Source organism: Streptomyces sp. E-08 (genome assembly GCF_049913095.1).
GTDB lineage: Bacteria > Actinomycetota > Actinomycetes > Streptomycetales > Streptomycetaceae > Streptomyces.
In genome coordinates this window covers 866,756-889,739 of sequence record NZ_CP183971.1, presented here as the reverse complement: position 1 = coordinate 889,739, position 22,984 = coordinate 866,756, and the positions used below count along the sequence as shown (strand labels likewise).

Annotated in this window: 18 protein-coding genes and 1 pseudogene; 9 read left to right on the top strand and 10 right to left on the bottom strand. The window is 72.7% G+C overall.

What is annotated here, in order from left to right:
- Positions 1 to 69 precede the first annotated feature (69 nt).
- From ACN9MM_RS04210 to ACN9MM_RS04200, 3 genes are all read left to right on the top strand, one after another.
- Complete coding sequence (locus ACN9MM_RS04210; RefSeq protein ID WP_426362348.1) at positions 70 to 399, top strand: hypothetical protein; 330 nt, start codon at positions 70 to 72, stop codon at positions 397 to 399.
- A gap of 67 nt (positions 400 to 466) precedes the next feature.
- Entirely contained in the window at positions 467 to 2,848 is a 2,382-nt protein-coding gene (locus ACN9MM_RS04205) for a molybdopterin cofactor-binding domain-containing protein (protein WP_426362347.1), read from the top strand.
- 14 nt (positions 2,849 to 2,862) lie between these two features.
- On the top strand, positions 2,863 to 3,342 hold the full coding sequence (locus ACN9MM_RS04200) for a (2Fe-2S)-binding protein (RefSeq protein WP_426362346.1): 480 nt from the start codon (positions 2,863 to 2,865) through the stop codon (positions 3,340 to 3,342).
- A gap of 35 nt (positions 3,343 to 3,377) precedes the next feature.
- On the opposite strand, the gene ACN9MM_RS04195 is transcribed toward ACN9MM_RS04200, so the two are convergent.
- Positions 3,378 to 4,070 carry a FadR/GntR family transcriptional regulator gene (locus ACN9MM_RS04195; RefSeq protein WP_426362345.1) on the bottom strand — a complete coding sequence of 231 codons (693 nt, stop codon included), beginning with the start codon at positions 4,068 to 4,070 and terminating at the stop codon, positions 3,378 to 3,380.
- Positions 4,071 to 4,221: 151 nt separating this feature from the next.
- Between ACN9MM_RS04195 and leuA the strand changes: the two genes are divergently transcribed.
- Both leuA and ACN9MM_RS04185 read left to right on the top strand, forming a co-directional pair.
- Positions 4,222 to 5,961, top strand: coding sequence for a 2-isopropylmalate synthase (gene leuA, locus ACN9MM_RS04190; protein WP_426362344.1), 1,740 nt, complete (start codon positions 4,222 to 4,224; stop codon positions 5,959 to 5,961).
- Between the two features lie 74 nt (positions 5,962 to 6,035).
- A pseudogene (locus ACN9MM_RS04185) lies at positions 6,036 to 6,860 on the top strand (ABC transporter ATP-binding protein); the annotation flags it as partial.
- Between the two features lies 1 nt (position 6,861).
- Here ACN9MM_RS04185 and ACN9MM_RS04180 read toward each other — a convergent pair.
- The gene (locus tag ACN9MM_RS04180) at positions 6,862 to 7,242 is read right to left on the bottom strand and encodes a MerR family transcriptional regulator (protein ID WP_426362343.1); all 381 of its coding nucleotides are present in this window, start codon (positions 7,240 to 7,242) and stop codon (positions 6,862 to 6,864) included.
- Positions 7,243 to 7,305: 63 nt separating this feature from the next.
- On the opposite strand from ACN9MM_RS04180, the gene ACN9MM_RS04175 reads away from it, so the two are divergent.
- On the top strand, positions 7,306 to 8,526 hold the full coding sequence (locus tag ACN9MM_RS04175) for an MFS transporter (RefSeq protein WP_426362342.1): 1,221 nt from the start codon (positions 7,306 to 7,308) through the stop codon (positions 8,524 to 8,526).
- An 84-nt stretch (positions 8,527 to 8,610) separates the two neighbouring features.
- Here ACN9MM_RS04175 and ACN9MM_RS04170 read toward each other — a convergent pair whose 3' ends face one another.
- The 7 genes from ACN9MM_RS04170 to ACN9MM_RS04140 form a co-directional block, all read right to left on the bottom strand.
- Positions 8,611 to 9,438 carry a hypothetical protein gene (locus ACN9MM_RS04170; protein WP_426362341.1) on the bottom strand — a complete coding sequence of 276 codons (828 nt, stop codon included), beginning with the start codon at positions 9,436 to 9,438 and terminating at the stop codon, positions 8,611 to 8,613.
- Positions 9,438 to 10,709, bottom strand: coding sequence for a VWA domain-containing protein (locus ACN9MM_RS04165; protein ID WP_426362340.1), 1,272 nt, complete (start codon positions 10,707 to 10,709; stop codon positions 9,438 to 9,440). The genes ACN9MM_RS04170 and ACN9MM_RS04165 overlap by 1 nt, the downstream gene beginning before the upstream one ends.
- Before the next feature lie 85 nt (positions 10,710 to 10,794).
- Positions 10,795 to 11,334, bottom strand: coding sequence for a hypothetical protein (locus tag ACN9MM_RS04160; RefSeq protein ID WP_426362339.1), 540 nt, complete (start codon positions 11,332 to 11,334; stop codon positions 10,795 to 10,797).
- Positions 11,335 to 11,619: 285 nt separating this feature from the next.
- Positions 11,620 to 12,843, bottom strand: coding sequence for an NADH:flavin oxidoreductase (locus ACN9MM_RS04155; protein WP_426362338.1), 1,224 nt, complete (start codon positions 12,841 to 12,843; stop codon positions 11,620 to 11,622).
- A gap of 205 nt (positions 12,844 to 13,048) precedes the next feature.
- On the bottom strand, positions 13,049 to 14,164 hold the full coding sequence (locus tag ACN9MM_RS04150) for a CaiB/BaiF CoA transferase family protein (RefSeq protein ID WP_426362337.1): 1,116 nt from the start codon (positions 14,162 to 14,164) through the stop codon (positions 13,049 to 13,051).
- Between the two features lie 45 nt (positions 14,165 to 14,209).
- On the bottom strand, positions 14,210 to 15,403 hold the full coding sequence (locus ACN9MM_RS04145; RefSeq protein ID WP_426362336.1) for an acyl-CoA dehydrogenase family protein: 1,194 nt from the start codon (positions 15,401 to 15,403) through the stop codon (positions 14,210 to 14,212).
- 23 nt (positions 15,404 to 15,426) lie between these two features.
- Positions 15,427 to 16,992 (bottom strand): class I adenylate-forming enzyme family protein, encoded by a 1,566-nt coding sequence (locus tag ACN9MM_RS04140; protein ID WP_426362335.1) that lies wholly within the window; start codon positions 16,990 to 16,992, stop codon positions 15,427 to 15,429.
- A 175-nt stretch (positions 16,993 to 17,167) separates the two neighbouring features.
- On the opposite strand from ACN9MM_RS04140, the gene ACN9MM_RS04135 reads away from it, so the two are divergent.
- Positions 17,168 to 17,764, top strand: a complete 597-nt coding sequence (locus ACN9MM_RS04135) for a TetR/AcrR family transcriptional regulator (protein WP_426362334.1) — start codon at positions 17,168 to 17,170, stop codon at positions 17,762 to 17,764.
- 49 nt (positions 17,765 to 17,813) lie between these two features.
- On the opposite strand, the gene ACN9MM_RS04130 is transcribed toward ACN9MM_RS04135, so the two are convergent.
- Entirely contained in the window at positions 17,814 to 19,166 is a 1,353-nt protein-coding gene (locus ACN9MM_RS04130) for an MFS transporter (RefSeq protein WP_426362333.1), read from the bottom strand.
- Positions 19,167 to 19,362: 196 nt separating this feature from the next.
- Between ACN9MM_RS04130 and ACN9MM_RS04125 the strand changes: the two genes are divergently transcribed.
- On the top strand, positions 19,363 to 20,550 hold the full coding sequence (locus tag ACN9MM_RS04125) for a serine hydrolase domain-containing protein (protein ID WP_426362332.1): 1,188 nt from the start codon (positions 19,363 to 19,365) through the stop codon (positions 20,548 to 20,550).
- Between the two features lie 175 nt (positions 20,551 to 20,725).
- Positions 20,726 to 22,960, top strand: coding sequence for an MMPL family transporter (locus ACN9MM_RS04120; RefSeq protein WP_426362331.1), 2,235 nt, complete (start codon positions 20,726 to 20,728; stop codon positions 22,958 to 22,960).
- The last annotated feature ends 24 nt before the right edge of the window (positions 22,961 to 22,984 follow it).

Below are 22,984 nucleotides of genomic sequence, written 5' to 3'. Positions count from 1 at the left end.
GTAGCGCGGTGCGGGCGCCTGAGTACGCCGACCGATACGGTTGCCGCCGCCCGCTGGTGGACTGGGGTCATGACCTTCGACGCCCGGCGCAGCCGCCGCCTCCAGCACGTCACCGCCACCGGTACCGCCCTCGCGGTGGCCCTCGGCCCGCTGGTCCTCGGCGCGCTGATCGCCAGGTCGGTCGGCGGGGACCCGATGGTCTCGGTCAACGCCATGATCGCGGGCGGCGGCCAGCGCGCCCGGATCTCCCGCGCGCAGCTCCGCTCGGGCGCCCGGCTCCGCCCCGGAGTCCGGCTCCGCCCCGGCGTCCGGCCGCGGGGCCGTGGACGCGACGGTCTCCGTGCGGGGCTCCGCCACAAGAAGTCCCCTGCGAACGGCTCCCGCACGCCCCGCACATGAGCGATGATCGTCGCCACTGGGAATACCCGGGAGTAACACCCCGGGTTCATGGCGAAAGGCACACCGAATGGCGAGGCGGCACCCCGCACGGGACGAGGACCACACGAGCGGCACCGGGGACGGGAGCCCGGACCGCCCGGCCGAAGGCGGCATCGGACGCCGGCGGTTCCTCGGGTACGTCCTGGCCGCGCCCACCCTCACCGTCGCCGCCCAGCTCGGCGTCGAGGCCCTCGCCCCGCGGCAGGCCGCCGCGGCGGTCCCGGCGCTCATCCCCTCGCTGCCGGGCCCGGCCGAACTCCTCGACCTCAACGAGCTGCTCACGCTGGCCGCCCTGCCCACCAGCAACCTCATCACCATCCGGATCGAAACCGACGGCACCGCCCACTTCGCGCTGCCCCGTGCCGAGGTCGGCCAGGGCGTCACCACCTCCAGCGCCATGATCGTCGCGGAGGAACTCGACCTGCCCCTGGACAAGGTGAAGGTCACCCTCGCCGACGCCCGCCCCGAACTGCTCTTCAACCAGCTCACCGGCGGCTCCAACACCACCTACTCCACCTACACCCCGATCCGGGTCGCCGCCGCCCTCGCCCGGGGCAGGCTGCTGCACGCCGCGTCGCTCGTCCTCGGCGCCGCCGTCGGCACCCTCACCACGAAGGCCGGCGCCGTCGTCTCCCCGGCCGGCGCGCTCCTCGGCTACGGAGAACTGGCCGCGAAGGCCGCCGCCCTCACCGACGCCGCCGTCGAGGTCACGCTCAAGGACCCGGACCGCTTCCGCGTCATCGGCACCGGCCGGCGCCGCGTGGACGCCCTCGAAGCGGTCACCGGGCGCAAGAAGTTCGCGATGGACCTCCAGGTCCCGGACGCCCTGCCCACCATGGTCTGCCGTCCCCCCACCATCAACGGCACGGTCCGCTCCGTCGCGAACCTCGCCGAGGTACGGGCCATGCCCGGCATCACCGACGTCGTCACCGTCTCCACCGGCGTCGCCGTCCGCGGCCGCACCTTCGGCCAGTGCGTCGACGCCGTCCGCGCCCTCCGCGTCGACTGGGGCCCCGGCACCGCCGAGGGCGCCTCCGACGCCACGGTCCTGGAGAAGCTCCGCCGGGCCGAACTCCCGCTCGTCGTCCCCGCGCTGCCGCTCCTCACCAAGGCGGTCGACGCCCGCTTCACCTTCCACTTCGCGAGCAACGCCGCCCTGGAGACCAACTGCGCGATCGCCGACGTGCGCGAGGACTCCGCGGAGATCTGGGCCTCGCTCAAGGCGCCGGTCGTCGCCCAGGAGCAGATCGCCCTCAAGCTCGGCCTGCCGCCCACCGCCGTCCGCGTCCACGTCACCGAGGGCGGAGGCTCCTTCGGCCGCAAGCTGTTCTCCGACGCCGCCCACGAGGCCGTGGAGATCTCGAAGGCCCTCGGCAAGCCGGTGAAGCTGATGTGGCACCGCACCGACGACTTCCGCCAGGGCCGTACGCACCCGATGTCCACCTCCCGGGTCCGGGCCACGTACTCGCTCGGCGAGGTCCTCACGTACGAGCAGCGCCACACCTCCGTCGCCACCGACTTCGGACACGGCATCGGCGAGGTCCTCACGGCCGAGGTGGCCCGGCTGCCCGTCGCCGACGCCACCTTCTCCGAGACCATGTTCCAGCTCACCCAGATCAGCCCCTACCACCTCGGCGTCACCACCCAGCTCCTCGCCGAGACGGACAAGGGCTTCAACACCGGTTCCATGCGGAACATCTACTCGCCCAACGTCCGCTGCGCCCAGGAACTCGTCATGGACGAACTGGCGAAGCGCACGGGCCAGGACGGGTACGCGATGCGGCGCCGGCTCCTCAAGGACGCGCGGGCCCGCGCCGTCCTCGACAAGGTCGCCGAGGCGGGGGAGTGGGGCCGGAGCATGCCGGCGGGCACGGGCCAGGGCATCGCAGTCCACACCGAGTACCACTCGGCCGTGGCGATCCTCGCGGAGATCGACTGCCGGCCCGAGACCACCGGACGGAAGATCCCGGGCGCGTACACCGGGCCGCGCGTGACCAAGGTGGTCTGCGCCGTCGACGTCGGCCTCGCGGTCAACCCGCGCGGCCTGGAGGCCCAGATGATGGGGGGCATCGCCGACGGCATCGCCATCACCCTGACCTCCGGACTGCACCTGCGTGACGGGCACTTCCTCGAGGGGAGCTGGGACCAGTACTTCTACACCCGGCAGTGGAACACCCCGCCCGAGCTGGAGATCATCGTGATGCCCCCGAGCGGCGACAAGCCCGGCGGCGCGGGCGAGCTGGCGGTCGCCGGCGCCATGGCGGCCGTCGCCTGCGCCTACGGACGCGCCACGGGCACGATGCCGACGGTCTTCCCCGTCAACCACGCCGAGCCGCTCGCCTTCACCCCCCTGCCGACCGTCCCGCCCGTCCCGGCCTCGCCCACCGACGGCCGCGACCGCACCATCTGAGACCTGGAGTCCCCGTGCCGCAGCACACCTTCATCCTGAACGGCAAGGCCGTCACCGCCGACGTCGAGGACGACGTCCGGCTCCTCTGGGTCCTCAGGGACGTCCTCGGCGTCACCGGCCCCAAGTACGGCTGCGGGGTCGGCGTCTGCCGGGCCTGTACGAGCCACCTCAACGGCAAGGCGTTCACGCCCTGCGCCGTACGCGTCGACGACGTGGCCCCGACCGACGAGATCACCACCATCGAGGGACTCCCGGACACCGTCGGCGCCGAACTCCACCCGATGCAGGAGGCCTGGCTCGACCTCGACGTCGCCCAGTGCGGCTTCTGCCAGCCGGGCCAGATCATGGCCGCCGTGGCCACCGTCCGCCGGGCGCGCGAGGCCGGACACGAGGTCACCGAGGCCGACCTCGACACCATCCGCAACATCTGCCGGTGCGGCACCTACCACCGCATCCGTCAGGCCGTCCTGGAGGGCGCCCGCCGGATGGGGTGACACGAGGAGCGGCGGCCCGTGCGGCCGCCGCCCGCTCACGGGGCCGACTGCAGCAGGGCCAGCGTGGACTCCAGCTCCTGGCGGGTCAGCCGGGCGGCCTCGTCCGGGTCGCCCGCCTCCACCGCCCGGACGACGTCGGCGTGGGCGTCCTCGCCGTGACGGAGGTCGGTGCCCCGCAGTCCCAGCAGGTCGAGCAGTTCGATCAGGCCCTCGCGGAGCACCGGCGCGAACTCCCCGAACAGATCGGTCAGGACGGGGTTGCGCGACGAGGCGACGATCGCCGCGTGCAGGGCGATGTCGGCGTCCACGAAACCCGCGTCGTCGAGCGCGGCCGCCGCCCGGCGCGCGGCCAGCGCCTCCCGCATCGCCGTCACGTCCTCCTCGGTCCGGCGCCGCGCCGCGAGCCGCGCCGCCTCCACCTCGACCAGCATCCGCACCTCGTACACGTCCGTCACCGCCGCCCGGCGCAGCCGGGCCGGCCAGTCCTCCGTCGGGCGCGTCGCGATCACGAAGACGCCCGCGCCCTGCCGGGGCCGGACGAGCCCCGCGCCCGCCAGGGCGCGCAGCGCCTCGCGGACCGTGGAGCGTCCCACGCCCAGTTCCCTGGCGAGCGTCGTCTCCCCGGGAAGCTTCGTGCCGACCGGCCAGTGGCCCCCGACGATCTGCTCGCGCAGCCGCTCGGCGGCCTGTTCGACCAGGGGGCTGGGGCGCAGGGCACCGAGCGACATGGGGTCACCTGTTTCTCTGAGGGCCGGAGTCTCGCTGCCGGTCCGGACCGCGGGCGCGTCCCCGGATCACGGGGGCGCTGCCGAAGAATCTACCCGAACTTGTCTGAGGAGTACTTGTCTGAGGAGCTGAGGAGTGGTTACGGTACCGGCCATGATCCGCAATCCCCAGCGCCCCGGCCCGATGCCCCACCACCGCTACCGCCCCTTCCAGGAGCGCGTCCACGTCCCCGAGTTCGACCGCCGCTGGCCCTCCGCGCGCCTGGAGAGCGCCCCGCTCTGGGTCCCCGTCGACCTCCGCGACGGCAACCAGGCGCTCGCCGAGCCCATGGACACCGACCGCAAGCACCGCCTCTTCGACCTGCTCGTCCGCACGGGCTTCAAGGAGATCGAGGTCGGCTACCCCTCCGCCAGCCGCGCCGACTTCGACTTCGTCCGCCACCTCGCCGGACTCGCCGCCTCGGGTGCCGTCCCCGAGGACGTCACCCCGGTCGTCTTCACCCCCGCCCGGCCCGAACTGATCGAGCGCACCTTCGAGGCCGTCGACGGCCTGCCCCGCGCCGTCGTCCACCTCTACATCGCGACCTCGCCGGTCTGGCGCGAGACCGTCCTCGGCCGCGACCGCGCCGAGGTCCGCCGCACCGTCCACGAGGCCGCCACGCTCATGGCACGGCTCGCCGCGGCCCGCCCCGGCGCCGACATCCGCTTCCAGTTCTCCCCGGAGACCTTCAACCTGACGGAACCGGACTACGTCCTGGAACTCTGCGACGGCCTCACCGCCCTCTGGGACGCGAGCCCCGACCGCCCCGTCACCCACAACCTGCCCGCGACCGTCGAGATCGCCACCCCCAACGTGTACGCCGACCAGATCGAGTACGTGCACCGCCACCTCGCCCGCCGCGACTCCGTGATCCTCTCCGTCCACCCCCACAACGACCGCGGCACCGGCGTGGCCTGCGCCGAACTCGCCGTTCTCGCCGGCGCCCAGCGCGTCGAGGGCTGCCTCTTCGGCAACGGCGAACGCACCGGCAACGTCGACCTGGTGACCCTCGCCCTCAACCTCTACGCCCAGGGCGTCGACCCCATGCTCGACCTCTCCGACATCGACGCCGTCCGCGACGTCGTCGAGTACTGCAACCGGCTCCCCGTCCACCCCCGCCACCCCTACGCGGGTGACCTCGTCCACACGGCCTTCTCCGGCACCCACCAGGACGCCATCAGCAAGGGCCTCGCCCGGCACGCCAAGGACGCCGCCGAGGCGGGGATCCCGCCGGAGCTCGCCCCCTGGAACGTGCCCTACCTGCCCCTCGACCCCGCCGACCTCGGCCGTGGCTACGAGGCCGTCATCCGGGTCAACTCCCAGTCCGGCAAAGGCGGAGTCGCCCATCTGCTCCGCACCCACCACGGCCTCGACCTGCCGGAGCGGATGCGCCCCGACGTCTCCCGCGCCGTCCAGGCGGTGACCGACGACAGCGGCCGCGAGGCCACCCCCGACGACCTCCACGCCCTCTTCCGCACGGCCTACCTGGCACCGGGCCGGGGGGAGGGCCCCGTCGCCCTGGAATCCTGGAGCACCGACCGCGACGCGGCGGGCGTCCACCGATTCACGTGCGTCCTGCGCGTCGGCGACCGCACCGCACCGGCTGAGGGCCGGGGAAACGGGCCGCTCGCCGCCCTGGCCGACGCCCTCACGCGCGCCGAAGTCCCCGGCGCCGTCGACGTGATCGACTTCGCCGAGCACGCCGTCACCACCGGCAGCGCGGGCGAGGCCGCCGCCTACGCCGAGTGCCGGGTGGGGGACCGTACCGCCTGGGGTGCGGGCGTGGACACCTCCGTCCTCACCGCCTCCGTGCAGGCCGTCCTCTCCGCCGTGAACCGGGCGTACGAGGCATGAGCCGGCCCCCGCAGCCGCCCGCGTCCCTGCACCCGCACCCGTACCCGTCCGCGTCCCCGTACCCGTCCGGTTCCGTGCCGACGCCCGTACGCACGTCTCCGCACCCCGCCGCGCCGCCCGTCCTCCGTGCCGAGGGCGTCACCGTCGTCCGCGAGGGCAACCCCCTCCTGCGCGACATCACGATCACCGTCCGGCCCGGCGAGCACTGGGCGCTCCTCGGGGCCAACGGGGCCGGGAAGACCACGCTCCTCGGCCTGCTCGGCGCGCAGACCCATCCGACGCGCGGCCGGGTGGACGTCCTCGGCCGCCGGCTCGGGCGGGTGGACCTGCGCGACCTGCGCACGGCCATCGGTCACGTCACCCCGCGCCACCCGCTGCGCTCCGCCCTCGCCGTCCGCGACGTCGTCCTCACCGGAGCCGTCGGCTCCGTCGAACGCCCGCCCCGGTGGACCCCCGGCCCCGCGCAGGAGGCGAGGGCCGACCGCCTGATCGCCACCCTCGGGCTCGCCGGGCGGAGCACCGCCCGCTGGCCCACGCTCTCGCAGGGCGAGCGCGGCCGGGCCCTCATCGCCCGCGCCCTGATGCCCGAGCCCCGGCTCCTGCTGCTCGACGAGCCCGCCACCGGACTCGACCTGCCGGGCCGCGAGCAGCTCCTCGACGCCCTGGACACCCTCGGGGAGGAACACCCGGACCTCGCCACGGTCCTGGTCACCCATCACCTGGAGGAGCTGCCCTCGGGCACGACCCACGCCCTGCTCCTGCGCGAGGGCCGGGCCCTCGCGCGCGGGCCCGTCGACGAGGTGCTCACCGGGGAGCTCCTCGGCGCCTGCTTCGGGCTGTCCCTCGCGGTGGAGCGGCACGGCGGCCGGTACGCCGTCCGGACCGTACGGCCCCGGCGGGCTACGCCGACGGGCCCGCCGCCAACTTCTCCCGCACCGCGTCGAGATACTCCGCCACCGCGTCCCGGTTCCGGGTCAGACAGCGGATCCGGTCGGACATCCGGTCCCGCTCGTCCTCCAGGGTCGCCAGCATCTCCGGGGTCGCGTCGGGGAAGTGGATCGTCCGCGGCTTGTTCAGGCACGGCAGGATCTGCTTGATGATCCGGGTCGGCAGACCGGCGTCGAGCAGACCCCGGATCTGCATCACCCGGTCCACGTTCGACTCGTCGTAGACGCGGTAGCCGTTCGGCAGCCGGTCCGCGACGATGAGAGCCTGCTCCTCGTAGTAGCGCAGCAGTCTGCGCGGTGTGCCGGTGCGCTCGGACAGCTCGCCGATCCGCATGGGAAGCCCCCTCCAGGCAATCGCTTGACCTTCACATCAATGTGATGGTTCGAGCATACGGGCATGACCCACGACACGACAGTGGCGGCCGGTTCCGCCACGCCCGCGCACCCCGAACCCCGCCCCGCCTCCGGCCGGCTGCCCCTTCCGGCACTGCTCGCCCTCGCCACCGCCGTCTTCGTCACCAGCCTCACCGAGACCCTCCCCGCCGGGGTCCTGCCCGCGATGAGCGCCGACCTCGGCGTCGGCGAGGCCGCCATGGGCCAGTCGGTCACCGGCTACGCCCTCGGGACGGCCCTCACCGCCGTCCCGCTCGCCGCCCGCACCGCCGCCTGGCGCCGCAAGCGCCTGCTGCTCACCTCCATGGCGGGCTTCGCCGCCGCCAACACCGTGACGGCGTTCTCCACCTCGTACGCCCTCACCATGGGCGCCCGGTTCCTCGCCGGTGTCGCCGCGGGCGTCGCCTGGGCCCTGCTCGCGGGCTACGCGCGCCGCCTGGCCCCGGCGCACCTCCAGGGCCGCGCCGTCGCCGTCGCGATGACGGGCATCCCGCTCGCGCTCTCCCTCGGCGTCCCGGCGGGTACCTTCCTCGGCGATGCCGTCGGCTGGCGGGCCGCCTTCACCGCCATGACCGTGATCGCCGTCGTGCTCCTCGGCTGGATCGCGCTCGCCGTCCCCGACCTGCCGGGCGAGCCGCGCGGCGGGCGCGCCCCGGTCGCCCGCACCCTGAAGGTCCCCGGCGTCCTCCCGGTGCTCGCCGTCACGTTCACCCTCGTCCTGGCCCACACCGTCCTCTACACCTACGTCGCCGCCTACCTGGACCACCTGGGTCTCGGCGGGTCCACCGGCCTCGTGCTGCTGGTCTTCGGCGCGGCCTCGCTCGCCGGGATCTGGTTCACGGGCCGTCACATCGACCGCAGGCTCCGGGTCCTGACCCTCGCCGGAACGATCCTCTTCGCGGTCGCCGCCGCCGTGCTCGCCGTCCCCGCGGCGAACACCGCCCTGGTCCTCGTCGCCGCCGCCCTCTGGGGCCTCGGCTGGGGCGGCGCGCCCACCCTCCTGCAGACGGCCGTGGCCGAGGCGGGTGGGGACGACGCGGACACCGCGCAGACGATGCTGGTCAGCCTCTGGAACGCGGCCATGGCGGCGGGTGGCGTCGCCGGCGGCCTCCTCCTCGACGGGCTCGGTGCCGGCGCCCTGCCCTGGAGCGTCCTCCTGCTGCTCGTCCCTGTGGTCGCCCTCGTGACCGGGGCCCGCGCCCACGGCTTCCCGGTCCGCGGGTGAACCCCGCCTGTCCCTCCGGACGCACCGAGGCCCCCACCGCGCGCGGTGGGGGCCTCCGTACGTACCGGACGAGGGCTGGGGAGGTCAGACGGCCGGCGGCACCCCGGACGGGCGGCCCGAGCCGCGCGTCAGGGCGTAGCCGCCGATGCCCGCGAGCGCCGCCAGGACGCCGCCCGCCAGGGTCCAGATCCAGCGGTCGGACCACCAGCCGGAGGACCAGCCGTCCTCCGGGGCCGCCGCCTCGACGGCCGTGCTCCGGCCCGCGTCCTCGTCCGCCTTCGCCTGATCGGCGGTGGTCGCCCCCGGGACGAGCGGCGCGGCGAGCGAGCCGTCCGTGGCGTAGGCGCCGCCCTTGTCGAGGACGTCGGCCCCGATCCGCGCGGTGAACGGCTGGCCGAGGTCCTCCTCCGGCAGGCCGGTGACGGTCAGCCGGACGTAGTAGCTGCCGGGCAGCGGGTCGTTCGCCCACGCGTCGGCCGAGGACCGGACCGGGCGCAGCACACAGGCCAGCTCCACGGTCGCGGCCTCCTTCGCCGCCGTACGGGACTGCATCCCGTACATGCACGGTTGGCGCCGCCGCAGCCCGTCGTACACGTCGATCCGCCAGGTGGCGGGGCCGTGCCGCAGGGCCGCGTCGGGCAGCGTGACCGTGGCCTTCACGGTCGGCCGCTCGCCGGTGTCCGCGGGGAACACCCAGTACAGGTAGTCACCCGTGGCGGCCTGGGCCGTGGCCTGCTGCCCGGGGAGGAACCGGGCGGCGGTACGGAAGGTGGTGCCGGCCTCGGTGGGACCGGCCTCCTCGGAGGGGGAGGCCGAGGCGCTGGGAGAGTCGGCCAGGGCGGCCGGGGCCGCGAGACCGAGCAGGGCGGCGCCGGCGAGCGCGGCCGTGGCGAGCATCCGTACGGTACGCATCAGTTGGTCCTCCAGACAGCGAAGCGCCAGCGGGACAGCCAGCCCCAGAGCAGACCGGCGAGGAAGCCCACGAGCACCAGCGTGCCGAGCAGCCACCAGCCGCGGCCGAGACCGAAGGAGGCGATGTCCGAGGCGGTCGAGGGGCCGTCGACGACGTCCACCGTCAGCTCGACCGGCATGCCCGGCGTCGTCTTGACCGACGGGGGCGCGGAGAAGGAGTTGCTGACCTGGAGGCAGACCGTCTCGGCCGCCGGCTTGGCGTCTCCGGGGCCGTCGTCGAGGTCCGGCTTCGGGTAGCGCAGTCCGGTCGAGATGACGTCCGTGCGTCCGTCGCCGGCCTCGGAGCCGCGGACGATCTCCCGGCCGTGGAGCGTGACGGCGCGCAGCAGCACGCCGTAGTCGTCGTTGACGGCGCGGTCGGCCGACACGCTGACGGAGGCGCGCAGTTCCTGGCCGGGCAGGAGGTCCACCCGGTACGAGCGGTGCTCGCCGAAGGACTCGCGGTCCGTGTACAGGCCGGGCTTCAGGAGGGGAGCGTCGGCACAGCGTGCCGCCCCCTTCGTGTCGACGGGGACCACCACGGGGTCGGCGGCGCGGTCGACCAGCTGCCGTACCCGGCGGGAGAGTTCCTCGGTGCGGTGGACGGAGGTGTACGTGCCTCCGGTGGCCTCCGCGATGCAGGTGAGCTGCTGCCGGGTCTTGGCGTCCGGCACGAGGCCCAGGGTGTCGATCACGAGGTGGATGCCCTCGGCTGCGATCTGGCGGGCGATCTGGCACGGGTCGACGTCGCAGGTGTCCTCGCCGTCGGTGATGAGGACGATCCGCTTGGTCGCCCCGTCCTTGCCGAGGTCGCCGGCCGCGCCCAGCAGCGCCGGGCCGATCGGCGTCCAGCCGGTCGGGGCGAGCGTGGCGACGGCGGTCTTGGCCTCGGTCCGGTCGAGCGGCCCGACCGGGTACAGCGAGCGGGTGTCCTTGCAGCCGCGCTTGCGGTCGTTGCCGGGGTAGTCGGCGCCGAGGGTGCGGATGCCGAGCCGGACCTCCTCGGGCACCGCGTCGAGGACCTCGTTGAAGGCCTGCTTGGCGGCGCTCATGCGGGACTTGCCGTCGATGTCCTTGGCCCGCATGGAGCCGCTGACGTCGAGGACCAGCTCGACCTTGGGGGATTCCTTCGCCGCGGGCTCGTCGGCGGCCGCGCCCGTCGGCAGGAGCGCGACGCTCAGGGCGGCGAGCAGCGCGCAGGCCCCGGTCGCCAGCCGTTTTCTCGTGATCATCGCCGGATCGTATTGATGATCGTGCGACAAACCAAAACGGGGGTGGGGCCGGGGCCCGAGAGCCGGTCGGAACGGCGGACCGGGGTCACGCCCCCTGGCTGTTGACGAAGCCGATGAGGCAGGCGCCCCACCAGCCGGTCTGGCTCACGGTCGCGGCCAGTCCCGAGCGGACGAGCAGGCGCCGTGGGACGGTGCCGTCGCGGTGGGTCTCCAGGAGCTGGCCGAGCCGGTGGGCCCAGAGGCCGTTGAGGGTGACGGCGAGGACGAGTCCCAGCTTGACCAGGGTCAGCGGGGAGTGGAGGTCGGGGCGGAGGAAGAGTCCGGAGACGACGAGTCCGCCGAGACCGGCCCAGATCGGCGTCTGGAGGGCGACGGCCGTGTCGAGGACGCCGGCGAGGGGCCGCTTCCCCGTCAGCCAGAGCACCGCGAACCAGTCGACGGCCAGGACCGAGCCGAGCCCGACGACGAGGAAGGCGACGTGCAGGAAGCGCGCCACCGTCAGCAGGGAGGCGTCGGCGTGGACGTGGCCCGCGGTCCAGCAGGCCGCCGCGATCCCGGCGGTGGAGGCGAGCCCGAGGACGGTGAGGAGCCAGGAAGGGGTGAGCTCCTGCGCGGTTCTGGACATGCGGTGATCTTCCGGACGTATGAGCGACGTAAGTAAGGTAAGGCGAAGCTAAGTGCAGCTCGTGTGCACGTCAAGCCGGTGTGGCGCACGTCCTACGCCTCGGAAGGACCGCCCCGCCGCCCAGGGGAGCCGTCCCGCCTCCCGGCAGGACCCGGACCGCCGGCTCGGCGGTGGTCCGGGTCGGGGAACTCCGGACGGCGCCCCGCGTCCCGGGCCGCGCGCTGGTTGCCGTGCGCGGGGGAGGCCACCCGCTGCTGACCATTTGCTGACTTCGCCGACGGATCGTCAGGCGTCGCGGTCGGGTGGCGCGACGCGGAGCGGTGCCGGGTCGACGAGGACGCAGCGAGTGCCGCTGTAGATGGTGGGCATGCAGCGGTTGCAGTGGATGCACAGGGACGTGCTGCTGGTTCCGGCCGCGTAGCGGTTGACCAGGTCGGGCTCGCGCAGCAGAGCACGGCCCATGGCCACGAAGTCGAAGCCTTCGGCCATGGCCCGCCGTGCGGTGGCGAGATCGGCGATGCCGCCGAGCAGGATCAGTTGCAGGTCCACCGCGGCGCGGAACTGGCGGGCCGACTCCAGCAGGTAGGCCTCCTGATAGGGGTACTCGATCAGGAAGCGCCCGCCGAACGCCCGCACGCCGAGCCGCTGGGGCTGAGGGAAAGTGGCGGCGAACTGGCGTAGGGGCGCCTTGCCGCGGAAGAGGTACATCGGGTTGAGCAGGGAGCTGCCCGCGGTGAGCTCCAGCGCGTCGACCGTTCCGTCCTCCTGGAGCCACCGTGCGAGCTGCAGACTCTCGTCCAGCCAGATGCCTCCGGGAACGCCGTCGTCCATGTTCAGCTTGGCGGTGACGGCGATCCGGTCTCCGACCGCGTCGCGCACGGCGCGGGCGGCCGCGCGGGCGATCGCGGCCCGGTTGGCGAGACTGCCGCCGTACCGGTCCCGGCGCCGGTTGAGCTTCGGGCTGAGGAACGCGCTGGCGAAGTAGTTGTGCCCGAGATGGATCTCCACGGCGTCGAATCCGGACTCGACGGCGAGCTTCGCGGCCTCGCCGTGCGCCTCGGTGATCCGGGCGATGTCGGCCTCGGTGGCGGCCTTGGTCGTCCTCATGCCGAGGGGACTGAACCGGCGGGAGGGGGCGAGCGCCGGCCTGCGGTTGGAAGCGGCGTTCGCGACCGGTCCGGCGTGGCCGACCTGGGCCGACACCGCGGCGCCTTCGGCGTGTACGGCGTCTGTCAGGCGGCGCAGTCCGGGGACGGCTTCGGGGCGCATCCAGATCTGGCGGCGTTCGGTGCGGCCCTCGGGGGCCACTGCCAGATAGGCGACGGTGGTCAGGCCCACCCCGCCGGCCGCGGGTCTGCGGTGGTACTCGATCAGCTGGTCGGTGACCAGCGCGTCCGGGGTGGCACCCTCGAAGGTCGCCGCTTTGACGATGCGGTTGCGCAGCGTCAGCGGGCCGAGTCGCGCCGGGGCGAGGACATCGGGGACGTCATCAGGCACCGAGGTGACCATGCGTCAGGCATCCTTTCTGCGTGCGCAGGAAGAGGAGCGATCCCGCACCGAGCGTGCCGTGCCGGGTCGTCGTGCCGTGCAGGAGAACACGGTGCCCCTTGACTTTCAACACCGACTGAGAAATGCGTACTTGGCCTGCCGGCTGAACGTGACTCCCTCTCGGGAAATGGCCAATCCATCGCACTTCTCTTGCTGACGTCCCGACCTACACCGGCAGTTCGCCGATGAGGTCCCGGGTGTGCTCGCCGAGGGCGGGGGCCGGGTGGCGGAAGGTCGTGTGGCCGGCCCCGAAGAGGACGGGGAAGCGGGCCTGGGGAGTGCCTCCTTCCTGTGTGTCGAAGAGGTTGCGGGCAGTGACGTGCGGGTCGGTCAGGAGATCGGCGGGCCGGGTGAGGACCGGAGCCCAGGGGGCGTCGATCTCCGTGAGGCGCTGGTGCCACCAGTCGTGGTCACGGGCCGCGAAGACGTTCGCCAAGAGGGTGTAAACCTGCTCCTTGGCCGCCGTGCGGTCGGTCCGGCGGTCGTAGGCGGGGGTGTCCAGTTCGGGGAAGTCCACCGCGAGTTCGGTCCTCACGCGGTGCCAGAACTTGTCCTCGAACGTCGCCAGGGACAGGAGGCGGCCGTCGGCGGTGGCGAAGACGTCGTTGTCGCCCTGGACGAGTCCCGCGGCCAGGGGGTCGTCGAACCCGAGGAGGGGGAGGGCGAAGAGCGAGCACCAGGCCGTGATCGACTCGGTGAGGGAGACGTCGATGTGCTGCCCCTCGCCGTCCCCGGCCAGGGCGGCGGTCAGGGCGAGGGCGGCGTGCAGGGCGCCGACCAGGTCGCCGATGCGGACGCCGGGTCGGACGATGCTGCCGTCGAGGCGGCCGGGGACGGCGAAGAAGCCGGAAAGACCGAGGAAGTTGAGTTCGTGGCCGGGCTTCGTGGCGTACGGGCCGGTCTGGCCGTAGCCGCTGAGGGAGCACAGGACGAGCCGCGGGTTCGTCTCGTGCAGGGTGTCGAAGCCGAGGCCGAGACGGTCGAGAGTTCCGGGGCGGAAGCTCTCGACCACGGCGTCGGCGGTGCGGACGAGCCGCAGGAAGGCATCCCGGCCCCCGCCGGTGCGCAGGTCCAGTGCCACGGAGCGTTTGTTGCGGTTGAGCGCCTCGAACAGGGGCGGTGCGACGCGCAGTGGGTCGCCGCCGGCGGGGTCCTCGACCTTGATGACGTCTGCGCCGAGGTCGGCCAGCATCGACGTGGCGTACGGGCCGGGCAGGAGACGGGAGAGGTCGAGGACGCGCTTGCCCGTGAGGGCCGACCAGGGCGGGGATGCGGCGGTCATGGTGGAGGAAACCTTCCGGGTGGTGCGGATCGGCGGATGAGCGGATCAGTGGTTGAAGGCCAGGAGCTTGGCGATGCCGTTCCGCTGGATCTCGGAGGTGCCGGTGAGGACACGGAACATACGGATCTTGCGGAAGAGGTACTCGATCTCGTTGCCCTGCGTGAGGCCTTCCTTGCCGTGGATCTGCACGGCCTCGTCGAGGATGCGGAAGGCGGACTCGGCGACGAACAGCTTGCACATGAACGCCTCGGCGTGGACCTCGCGGCCCTCGTCCAGCGCCGCCAGCGCGTTGTACGTCATGGAGCGCGCGGCATACAGCTCGGTGGCCATGTCGGCGACCTTGTGCTGGATGGCCTGGAGCATGAGCAGCGGCTGACCCGCGACCTGGCGGGTCCGGGTGCGGTCCAGGGTCAGCTTGAGGGCGCGGCGGGTGGCGCCGAGCACGGTGGGGCAGTGCAGGAGGCGGTTGGTGGTCACCCGACCGAGCGCGATCCGCATGCCCTTGCCCTCCTCGCCCAGCAGGTTGGCGGCGGGGACGTAGCAGTCGTCCAGGACGATGTCGCTCTCGATGTGCTCGCCGGACATCGGGGTCGCCCCGTCCTCGACGCGGCAGCCGGGGCTGTCGAGGTCCACGAGGAGCGCGGAGAACAGCGGCTTGTCGCCCTCCTGTTCGCCGGTTCCGGCCATGCGGGCGACGACGATCGCGAAGTCGGCGAAGGGGCCGGCCGAGGAGAACACCTTGTGTCCGGTGAGGCGGTAGCCGTCCCCGTCCGGCACGGCGACGGTGCGCATGGAGCGGACGTCGGAGCCGGCGTCGGTCTCGGTGAGGGAGAAGCAGCAGGCCCGCTCGCCGCGGATCAGTGGCAGCAGGTACGTCTTCAGCTGGTGCTCGGTGGCGTGCTGGAGGATGTCGCCCGCGCGCAGCGGTCCGCCCATGTCGCCCAGGACGCAGTGGGACAGGACGCGTCCGCTCGCGCCCACCTCCTCCTTCAGGGCGGCGAGCTGGGTGTAGGTGAGGTTCTGGCCGCCGTACTCCTCGGGCAGGTGGACCCCGTAGAAGCCGAGTGCGCGGCTGCGGCGCCAGACGGGTTCGAGGTCGGTGCGGGTGAGGCGGGTGGCGGGTGTGATGCCGCGCTCGCGTTCGTAGTCGGCGAGCTCGCCGTCGAGGTAGTCGCGCAGGCGCTCGACCAGCTCGGCGGTGCGCGGGTCGGCGTAGGTGGGGAGAAGGGAGAAGGTCACCGGGAACTCCGTGGGATGGTGGGTCAGTTGACGCGGCGGGCGGTGTTCGCCCAGTACGGCTCGCGCACGGCCTTGCGGTCGAGCTTGCCGTTGCGGTTGTGGGGGAGCTCGGTCACGAAGTCGACGGAGCGGGGCTTCTTGAGGCGGTCGAGGCGGGAGGCGCAGAAGGCGATCAACTCGTCGGGTGTGACGATCCTGTCGGGGTGGGCGACCACGATCGCCTTGACGGCCTCGCCCCACTGCTCGTCGGGCACGCCGACGACGCACGCCTCCTGGACGGCCGGGTGCTCGTACAGGGCGGCCTCGACCTCGGTGCAGTAGATGTTGAAGCCGCCCGAGATGATCATGTCCTTCTTGCGGTCGACGAGGAACAGGTAGCCGTCCTCCCGCATCCAGGCGAGGTCGCCGGTGTGCACCCAGCCGTCGCGGAAGGTCTCGGCCGACAGCTCCGGTTCCTTCCAGTACTCCCGTACGCAGTCGGGGCCGCGCACGATGACCTCGCCGACCTCGCGCGGGGCGAGCTCGCGACCCGTCTCGTCGACGACGCGTATCTCGGTGTCGTACGTGGCCCGCCCGCACGACTGCAGCAGTTCGGCGTCCTCCTTCACCGCGTGCGCGATCTCCTCACCACTCAGGCCCGCGACCACGCTGGTGGTCTCACCGAGGCCGTAGCCCTGGGCGACGACGGGTCCGAAGAACTCGACGGCGTCGCGCAGGCGTTGCGGCGAGGTGGGTGCTCCGCCCACGCGCACGCTGGCGAGGGAGGAGAGGTCGTGGTCGGCGGCCCCGGGGTGGGCGAGGACCATGTTCACCATGGCCGGCACCAGGAAGGTGGTGGTGATGCGTTCCTTCTCCACGGTCTCCAGGAAGCCCTGCGGGCTCCAGGTGGGCAGGACGTACGTGGTCGAGCCGCCGAACACGCCGGCCAGCAGGCCCATTCCGGTGGCGTGGGTGATGGGGCCGCAGGCCAGGTAGCGCGTCCCGGGGCGGGGTCGGGACTCGTCGGCCATCAGCAGCTTGCGCATGTTCGCGAGACGGTTGCCGACCGTCTGGACCGCCGCCTTCAGGGCCCCGGTGGACCCGGAGGTGAAGTTCAGGACGCACGGCTCCGACTCGTCGATCTCGACGAGGAACGGAGCCTCGTCACCCTCGGCGAGCAGTGCGTCGTAGGACACCTCGCCCGGAGCGGCCTCGTGCGGGGCGTCGAGCGGGACGGGCAGGCAGCCGGTGCCCGCGGCGGCGATCGCGGCGAGCGCGTCCTCGCGGTGCGCCGCGTCGAAGACCAGGGCGCGGACGGGGGCGTAGCGCAGGATGTGCTCGATCTCGCCGCGTCCGAGTCGGGCGTTGATCGGAGCGCGCGTCAGACCGGCCTTGTACAGGGCGAATTCGACCTCCACGAGCTCGCCGCGGTTCCACGCGAGCGACGCGACGGCGTCGCCGGGCCGCAGCCCCCGGGCGGACAGGGCGGAGGCGAGGCGGTCGGTGGCGCGGTCGAGTTCGGAGAAGGTCCATGACCGGTCGCCGCACACGAGGGCGGGGGCCTGGGGCCAGTAGCGGGCGCTGCGCGACAGGTAGGTGCCGAGGTTCATCAAGTGACCTGCTTCCGAGCGGAAGGGGAAATGAGCGCTGGGGCGGCACGGCGGCCGGCCCCGCAGAGAAACTGAACTGTCTGCTCAATTACGTACAGCTTGTTCAGTAACGTGTGAGGTGTCAAGAGTCCCTAGACTGGGCACGCACGCGGAGCGACGAACGAGGAGGGGCCCGATGGCCGAGGACAGAAGGACGAGACGGTCACGCCGCGCCCTGGGGGCCGCCCTGGTCGAGCTGGTCCTTGAGCGCGGCTTCACCGCGCTGACCGTGGAGGACATCACCGAGCGGGCGGACGTGGCGCGCGCCACCTTCTATGCCCACTTCCGGGACAAGGAGGACCTGTTCGCCCGGGTGACGGCCGATCTCCTGGACGAGCTCGGCGAGCGGCTCGCCCCCGCCGTGGCGGACAGCGCGATCGGCTTCACGGGCAAGCCGGTCCTGGAGATGCTGCGGCACGCGCGCGAGGAGCGCGACCTGTACCGGATCGTGCTGCGCGGTGACGGCGACGGCAAGCCGCTGCAGATGTTCACGGACGCCTGCGCGAAGGCGACCGCGGACGAGTTCCGTGCCCGTGCGGAACGCAATGCCGTCCAGCCGCGCATCGACTCCGATCTCCTCGCCCGGGTGTGGGTGGGCGAGCAGATCGCCGTACTGCGCTGGTGGGTCGAGCAGGAATCGCCGTCCCTGCCCGCCGAAGAGGTCGTGCGCATGCTCCTCGACCTGGCACTGCGCGGGCGGTACTGGGCCAGCGGCTTCGAGCAGCCGGTCTGAGTCGGACGGTGGGCCGCGGGCCGCTCACCCGTCGAGCCGCCCGCCGGCCTCATCGCGGGGGACCGGCCGGCAGGGCCGTAGCCAGTCGTCGCGCGTCGTGCTCCGGCCGGATGGCGACCAGAGCCACGAGCCCGCAGACCGCCATGACGGCGGCGGACAGGAGGAACGACTGGGTGTACCCGGCGCTCTGCGAAACAGCGGAGTCCAGGAGGTGCCCGGTCAGGTACGGGGCGATCAGCCCGGGCAGGGTCCCTGCCGCCGCGACGATGCCGAAGACCGCTCCCCGCTGCTGCGGAGGCACCACGGCGGAGGCCGTCATGTAGTGCAGGGGGAACGTGATGGCGTGCCCGCCGAAGGCCAGGGCGAGCAGCACCAGCCGGATCCCGCCGTCCGTGAACGGGAAGGCGGCCATGGCGAGGCCCGCGACCGTGACGGCGATGCCCTGCGGGGCGCCGCTCGACCACCGGCGTGAGAGGCCGCGCCGGTGCAGGAGATCGAGGACCGGGGGCACCGAGAGCAGCAGGACGAGGCTGAACGCGGAGACGGCGCTGATCAGCGTGGCCGCCGCTCCGGGCGTCATGTCTACCTGCGTACGCAGGTAGACGGGCAGCCAGGCGTGGCTCAACGCCATCGCCCAGGAGGCGCCGAACGCGCCGGCGATGCTCCCGAGCACCGTGCCGTTCAGCAGCAGGCGCCGGTACGGCAGCCGCTGTCCGACGGGAGACGCGTGCGCGGCGCCGACGGGCGGGCGGGCGACTCGGGAGTGCTCCGCTCCGTACGGGCCGTCGTGCCCGTTCCGCCACCATGCCAGGCTCCAGGCCAGGCTGGCCGCCGCGAGTGCGGCGAACGCGGAGCGCCAGCCGAATCCGGTGATCAGCCATGTCAGGACCGGCGCCGCGATCAGCATGCCCAGTGCGGCGCCGCTGATCTGCAGGGCCGAGGGCAGGCCGCGCCGGTCCTCCGGGAACCACTTGTACAGGGCGTGCATCGACATCGACGACGCCGGTCCTTCGGCGGCCCCGAGCAGGATCCGCCCCGCGATCAGGGCAGGCACCGACGCCACGAGCAGCACCGGCAGCTGGGCCACCGCCCACAGGGCGGCCATCGCGAACAGCAGAACCCTGCTGGAGACCTTCGCGGAGACGAAGCCGACGATCAGCCCGGACAGGCTGAACAGCAGCGCGAACGAACTGGAGATCAACCCGTACGAGCTGTTGCTGATGCCCAGCTCGTCCATGATCGGCACGGCCGCGAGTCCCAGGACGGCCTTGTCCGCGTAGTTGATGAGCATGAACGTCACGATCAGCGCGGCGATCATCCAGGCTCGCCGCCGGTCGAACACCGGATGCTGTGGTGCTCCGGCGGTCTCGCGGGGCGGTGCGGGCGGGGACGGTTCGGCCATGGGGAACTCCTGCGGCTCGGCGGGGAAGGGCGCGGAGGCGGTGCGAACGGGCCGATCCGGTGGGGCGGTCGACGGTTCACGCGGAAACGCGCATGGCAGGCGTACGGCGAACGACGCCGAGGTCTGTTGCCTGCTGTCGAACAGGTTGTACGTTAACGGCGTACTTGTTCAAGACCTCTGCGGTACGGAGTACCCCATGACCGACCTGACCCGACTCGGCGACCTCTCGTGGACCCGCGGCTACACGGACCCCGCCTGGATCCGCCGCTTCACGTCCGTGGGCCGCGAGCTCACCCCCAGCCGCCGCGTGTGGCGCGGCTCTGAGCCCGCACGGCCCCTGCCTGCCAGGGCCGCCGACCTCGACGCGCTCGACATCGAGCTCGGCGGCACCACGCTCAAGCTGGAGGAACTGTTCGCAGCGGCCCAGACGGACGCGTTCCTCGTGATGCACCACGGCGCCGTCGTCCACGAGACCTACCGGCACGGCACCGAGGCGCACACCCCGCACTTCAACGCCTCGGCGGCCAAGTCGTACATCGGCCTGATGGCGGCGACCCTGGCGCACCAGGGCCATCTGGACCGGTCTGCCCGGGCATCCGCCCACATTCCCGAACTCGCCGGTACGGCGTTCGGCGACGCCACGATCGAGGACCTGCTGCACATGGGCACCCAGGTCAGCTACGCGGGCCGGCCCTTCGACAAGGCGATCGAGGCCCAGCGGTACTTCGCCGTCATCGCCCCGCAGCTGCGACCGTTCGGCTACAACGGCCCCACCACCATCCGCGAACACCTCCTGACCGCCCGCGCGACCGGCCGGCCGGGCACGGAGTTCCGCTACGAGAACGGCAACGTCGAGACGCTGGCCGAGGTACTGCGCCGGGTCACCGGTCTGACCACCTCCGCACTGCTGAGCGAGATGATCTGGTCGAAGATCGGCGCCGAGGAGGATGCCTACTACATCCTCGACGGCGACGGCGTCGAGGCGGCGTGCGGCGGCTTCAGTGCCACGCTGCGCGACGTCGCCCGGCTCGGCGAGATGCTGCGCTGCGGCGGTGCGGTCGGCGACCGGCAGGTCGTACCCGAGGAAGTGGCGACGACGATCACGAGTGGCGTCCCGGACGGCCATGCCCGGCGCGTAAGGTTCCCGGCCGCACCGCCCGACTCGCCGGCCACGCTCTCGTACCACGACCTGTGGTGGATCCCGAACGACCCGTACGGCTCCTACCTGGCCAGTGGCATCCACGGCCAGCGGCTCTTCGTCTCACCCGGCCTCGACCTCGTCGCCGTCCACTTCGGCTCGCAGGTCATCTCCCCGGACGTGCCGGTCGCCCCGCTCGTCGAGGTGTTCCTGCGGATCGGGACCTCCCTCGCCTCGACCCGGTGAACTTCCTGTGAATCGGGCCGCGGTGACGGCGGCTTTGCCGGATTTCCGGGCATCGCCCCCGCGGTGACGCCCGGAACTCTCAGGAAGTTCCCAGGATCTCTCCGGAGGCGATCAGGACGGGCTGGCAGCGTCAGCCCCTGTTCCGATACGCCTCGATCGACGTGGAGCGTCTGCTGTGGCCACATTCCTTTCCCGGCTGGGCCGGTTCTCCTTCCGGAGGCGCTGGCCGGTCGCGCTGCTGTGGGTGGTACTGCTCGTGGGAACGGGGGTGATGGCCGGCAAGGCTGCCGCCCCGCCGCCCAACGACTTCTCGATGCCCGGTACGGAGGCGCAGCAGGCCTACGACCTCCTGGACAGGGACTTCCCCGAGCTGAACGCCGACAGCGCGACGGCCCGGGTCGTGTTCCGGGCGGAGGACGGAAAGATCACCGACCCGGAGGCGAAGAAGGCCGTTCAGGAGACGGTCCGGGAACTGGGCGGCGATCCGCAGGTCACACGGGCCACCGACCCGTACGCCACCCGGTCGGTGAGCGCTGACGGGTCCACCGCCTACGCCCAGGTCTCCTACGAGGTGCCCGCCTCGAAGCTGGAGGAGAGCTCGCGCACCGCGCTGCAGGACACCGTCGAGAAGGCGGGTTCGAAGGAGCTGACGGTCGAGGTCGGCGGCAACGCCGTCAGCGCCGTCGCCGGCGGCCATTCCTCCGAGGCCCTGGGCCTGGCGGTGGCCGCCGTGGTGCTCGTCATCACCTTCGGCTCACTGCTCGCCGCCGGGCTTCCGCTGCTCACCGCCATCCTCGGCGTGGGCATCGGCGGACTGGCGATCAAGGTGCTGGCGGAGCCGCTCGGGCTCGGCTCCACCACGAGCGGACTCGCCACCATGATCGGCCTCGCCGTCGGCATCGACTACGCCCTGTTCGTGGTCTCCCGCTACCGCGCCGAACTCGCACGGGGCCGCAGTCGTGAGGAGGCGGCCGGGCACGCGGTCGGCACCGCGGGATCAGCGGTCGTGTTCGCGGGCCTGACCGTGGTCATCGCCCTCGCCGGGTTGGCGGTGGTCGGCATTCCGCTGCTGACGCAGATGGGTCTCGCCGCGGCCGGTACCGTCGTCATCGCGGTGCTCATCGCCGTCACCCTGATCCCCGCGCTGCTCGGGATCTGCGGCCGCCGGATCGGTCCGCCGCGCGCCAGGCGGCGCCGCCGCGAGGACGACAGCCCGAAGCCGGCCATGGGCGTGCGCTGGGCCCGGTTCGTCGTCCGGCGGCCGGTCGCCGTCCTCCTGGGCGGCATCGCCCTGCTCGGCGTGATCGCCGTGCCGGCGGCGTCACTGGAGATGGGGCTGCCGGGCGACGAGAGCAAGCCCTCCTCGACCACGCAGCGCCGCGCGTACGACCTGGTCGCCGACGGCTTCGGCCCCGGCTACAACGGCCCGCTCACCGTGGTCGTCCAGGCAGAGGGAGGCGGCAGTGCCAAGGCCGCCGCCCAGAGCGTGGCCGAGGACATCCGCGACAGGAAGGACGTCGCCGCCGTCGGACAGCCGAGGCTGAGCGAGAACGGCGACACCGCCGTCCTGAACGTCGTCCCGGCGGCCGCGCCGTCGAGCACCGAGACGGCCGATCTCGTGCACGCACTGCGCGCCCCGGCGCTCGCGAGCGACAGCGACGCCCACGTGCTGGTCGCCGGATCGACGGCGATGAACGTGGACGTCTCGCAGAAGCTGTCCGACGCACTGCTCCCCTACCTGGGACTCGTGGTCGGCCTGGCGTTCCTGCTGCTCATCGCCGTCTTCCGGTCCCTCCTCGTCCCGCTCAAGGCGGCCCTGGGCTTCCTGCTCTCCGTCCTCGCCGGCCTCGGCGCGGTGGTCGCGGTGTTCCAGTGGGGCTGGCTGTCCTCGGTCTTCGGGGTCGCGGTACCGGGACCGGTGATGTCGATGATGCCGATCTTCATGGTCGGCGTCGTCTTCGGACTCGCCATGGACTACGAGGTGTTCCTCGTGACACGGATGCGCGAGGCGTACGTCCACGGGCAGTCGCCGAAGGACTCCGTGGTCAGCGGATTCGAACACAGTGCACGCGTGGTGACCGCCGCCGCCGTGATCATGATCTCGGTGTTCGCCTCCTTCATGGGCAGCGACGAGCAGATGCTCAAGACCATCGGCTTCGGTCTCGCCGCCGCCGTCCTGTTCGACGCCTTCATCGTGCGCATGGCGCTCGTCCCGGCGGTCCTCGCCCTGCTCGGCCGGCGCGCGTGGCGGCTGCCCCGATGGCTGGACCGGCTCGTGCCCGACCTGGACGTCGAGGGCGAGCGGCTTGAGCGGGACCAGATCCACTCCACCCGTACGGGCGCCGAAGCGGCACCCGGCGACGGCCGGGACCTGGTCGTCGAAGCCGCAGGAAGCGGCCGCGGCAACTGAGCCCGCGCCTCTGACCGGGGCCCG

Excerpts from the sequence above, each read along its gene's own strand:
- ACN9MM_RS04210 (WP_426362348.1), top strand. The coding sequence starts at position 70 with ATGACCTTCGACGCCCGGCGCAGCCGCCGCCTCCAGCACGTCACCGCC.
- ACN9MM_RS04205 (WP_426362347.1), top strand. The coding sequence starts at position 467 with ATGGCGAGGCGGCACCCCGCACGGGACGAGGACCACACGAGCGGCACC.
- ACN9MM_RS04195 (WP_426362345.1), bottom strand. The coding sequence starts at position 4,070 with ATGTCGCTCGGTGCCCTGCGCCCCAGCCCCCTGGTCGAACAGGCCGCC.
- leuA (WP_426362344.1), top strand. The coding sequence starts at position 4,222 with ATGATCCGCAATCCCCAGCGCCCCGGCCCGATGCCCCACCACCGCTAC.
- ACN9MM_RS04180 (WP_426362343.1), bottom strand. The coding sequence starts at position 7,242 with ATGCGGATCGGCGAGCTGTCCGAGCGCACCGGCACACCGCGCAGACTG.
- ACN9MM_RS04175 (WP_426362342.1), top strand. The coding sequence starts at position 7,306 with ATGACCCACGACACGACAGTGGCGGCCGGTTCCGCCACGCCCGCGCAC.
- ACN9MM_RS04170 (WP_426362341.1), bottom strand. The coding sequence starts at position 9,438 with ATGCGTACCGTACGGATGCTCGCCACGGCCGCGCTCGCCGGCGCCGCC.
- ACN9MM_RS04165 (WP_426362340.1), bottom strand. The coding sequence starts at position 10,709 with ATGATCACGAGAAAACGGCTGGCGACCGGGGCCTGCGCGCTGCTCGCC.
- ACN9MM_RS04160 (WP_426362339.1), bottom strand. The coding sequence starts at position 11,334 with ATGTCCAGAACCGCGCAGGAGCTCACCCCTTCCTGGCTCCTCACCGTC.
- ACN9MM_RS04155 (WP_426362338.1), bottom strand. The coding sequence starts at position 12,843 with ATGGTCACCTCGGTGCCTGATGACGTCCCCGATGTCCTCGCCCCGGCG.
- ACN9MM_RS04150 (WP_426362337.1), bottom strand. The coding sequence starts at position 14,164 with ATGACCGCCGCATCCCCGCCCTGGTCGGCCCTCACGGGCAAGCGCGTC.
- ACN9MM_RS04140 (WP_426362335.1), bottom strand. The coding sequence starts at position 16,992 with ATGAACCTCGGCACCTACCTGTCGCGCAGCGCCCGCTACTGGCCCCAG.
- ACN9MM_RS04135 (WP_426362334.1), top strand. The coding sequence starts at position 17,168 with ATGGCCGAGGACAGAAGGACGAGACGGTCACGCCGCGCCCTGGGGGCC.
- ACN9MM_RS04130 (WP_426362333.1), bottom strand. The coding sequence starts at position 19,166 with ATGGCCGAACCGTCCCCGCCCGCACCGCCCCGCGAGACCGCCGGAGCA.
- ACN9MM_RS04125 (WP_426362332.1), top strand. The coding sequence starts at position 19,363 with ATGACCGACCTGACCCGACTCGGCGACCTCTCGTGGACCCGCGGCTAC.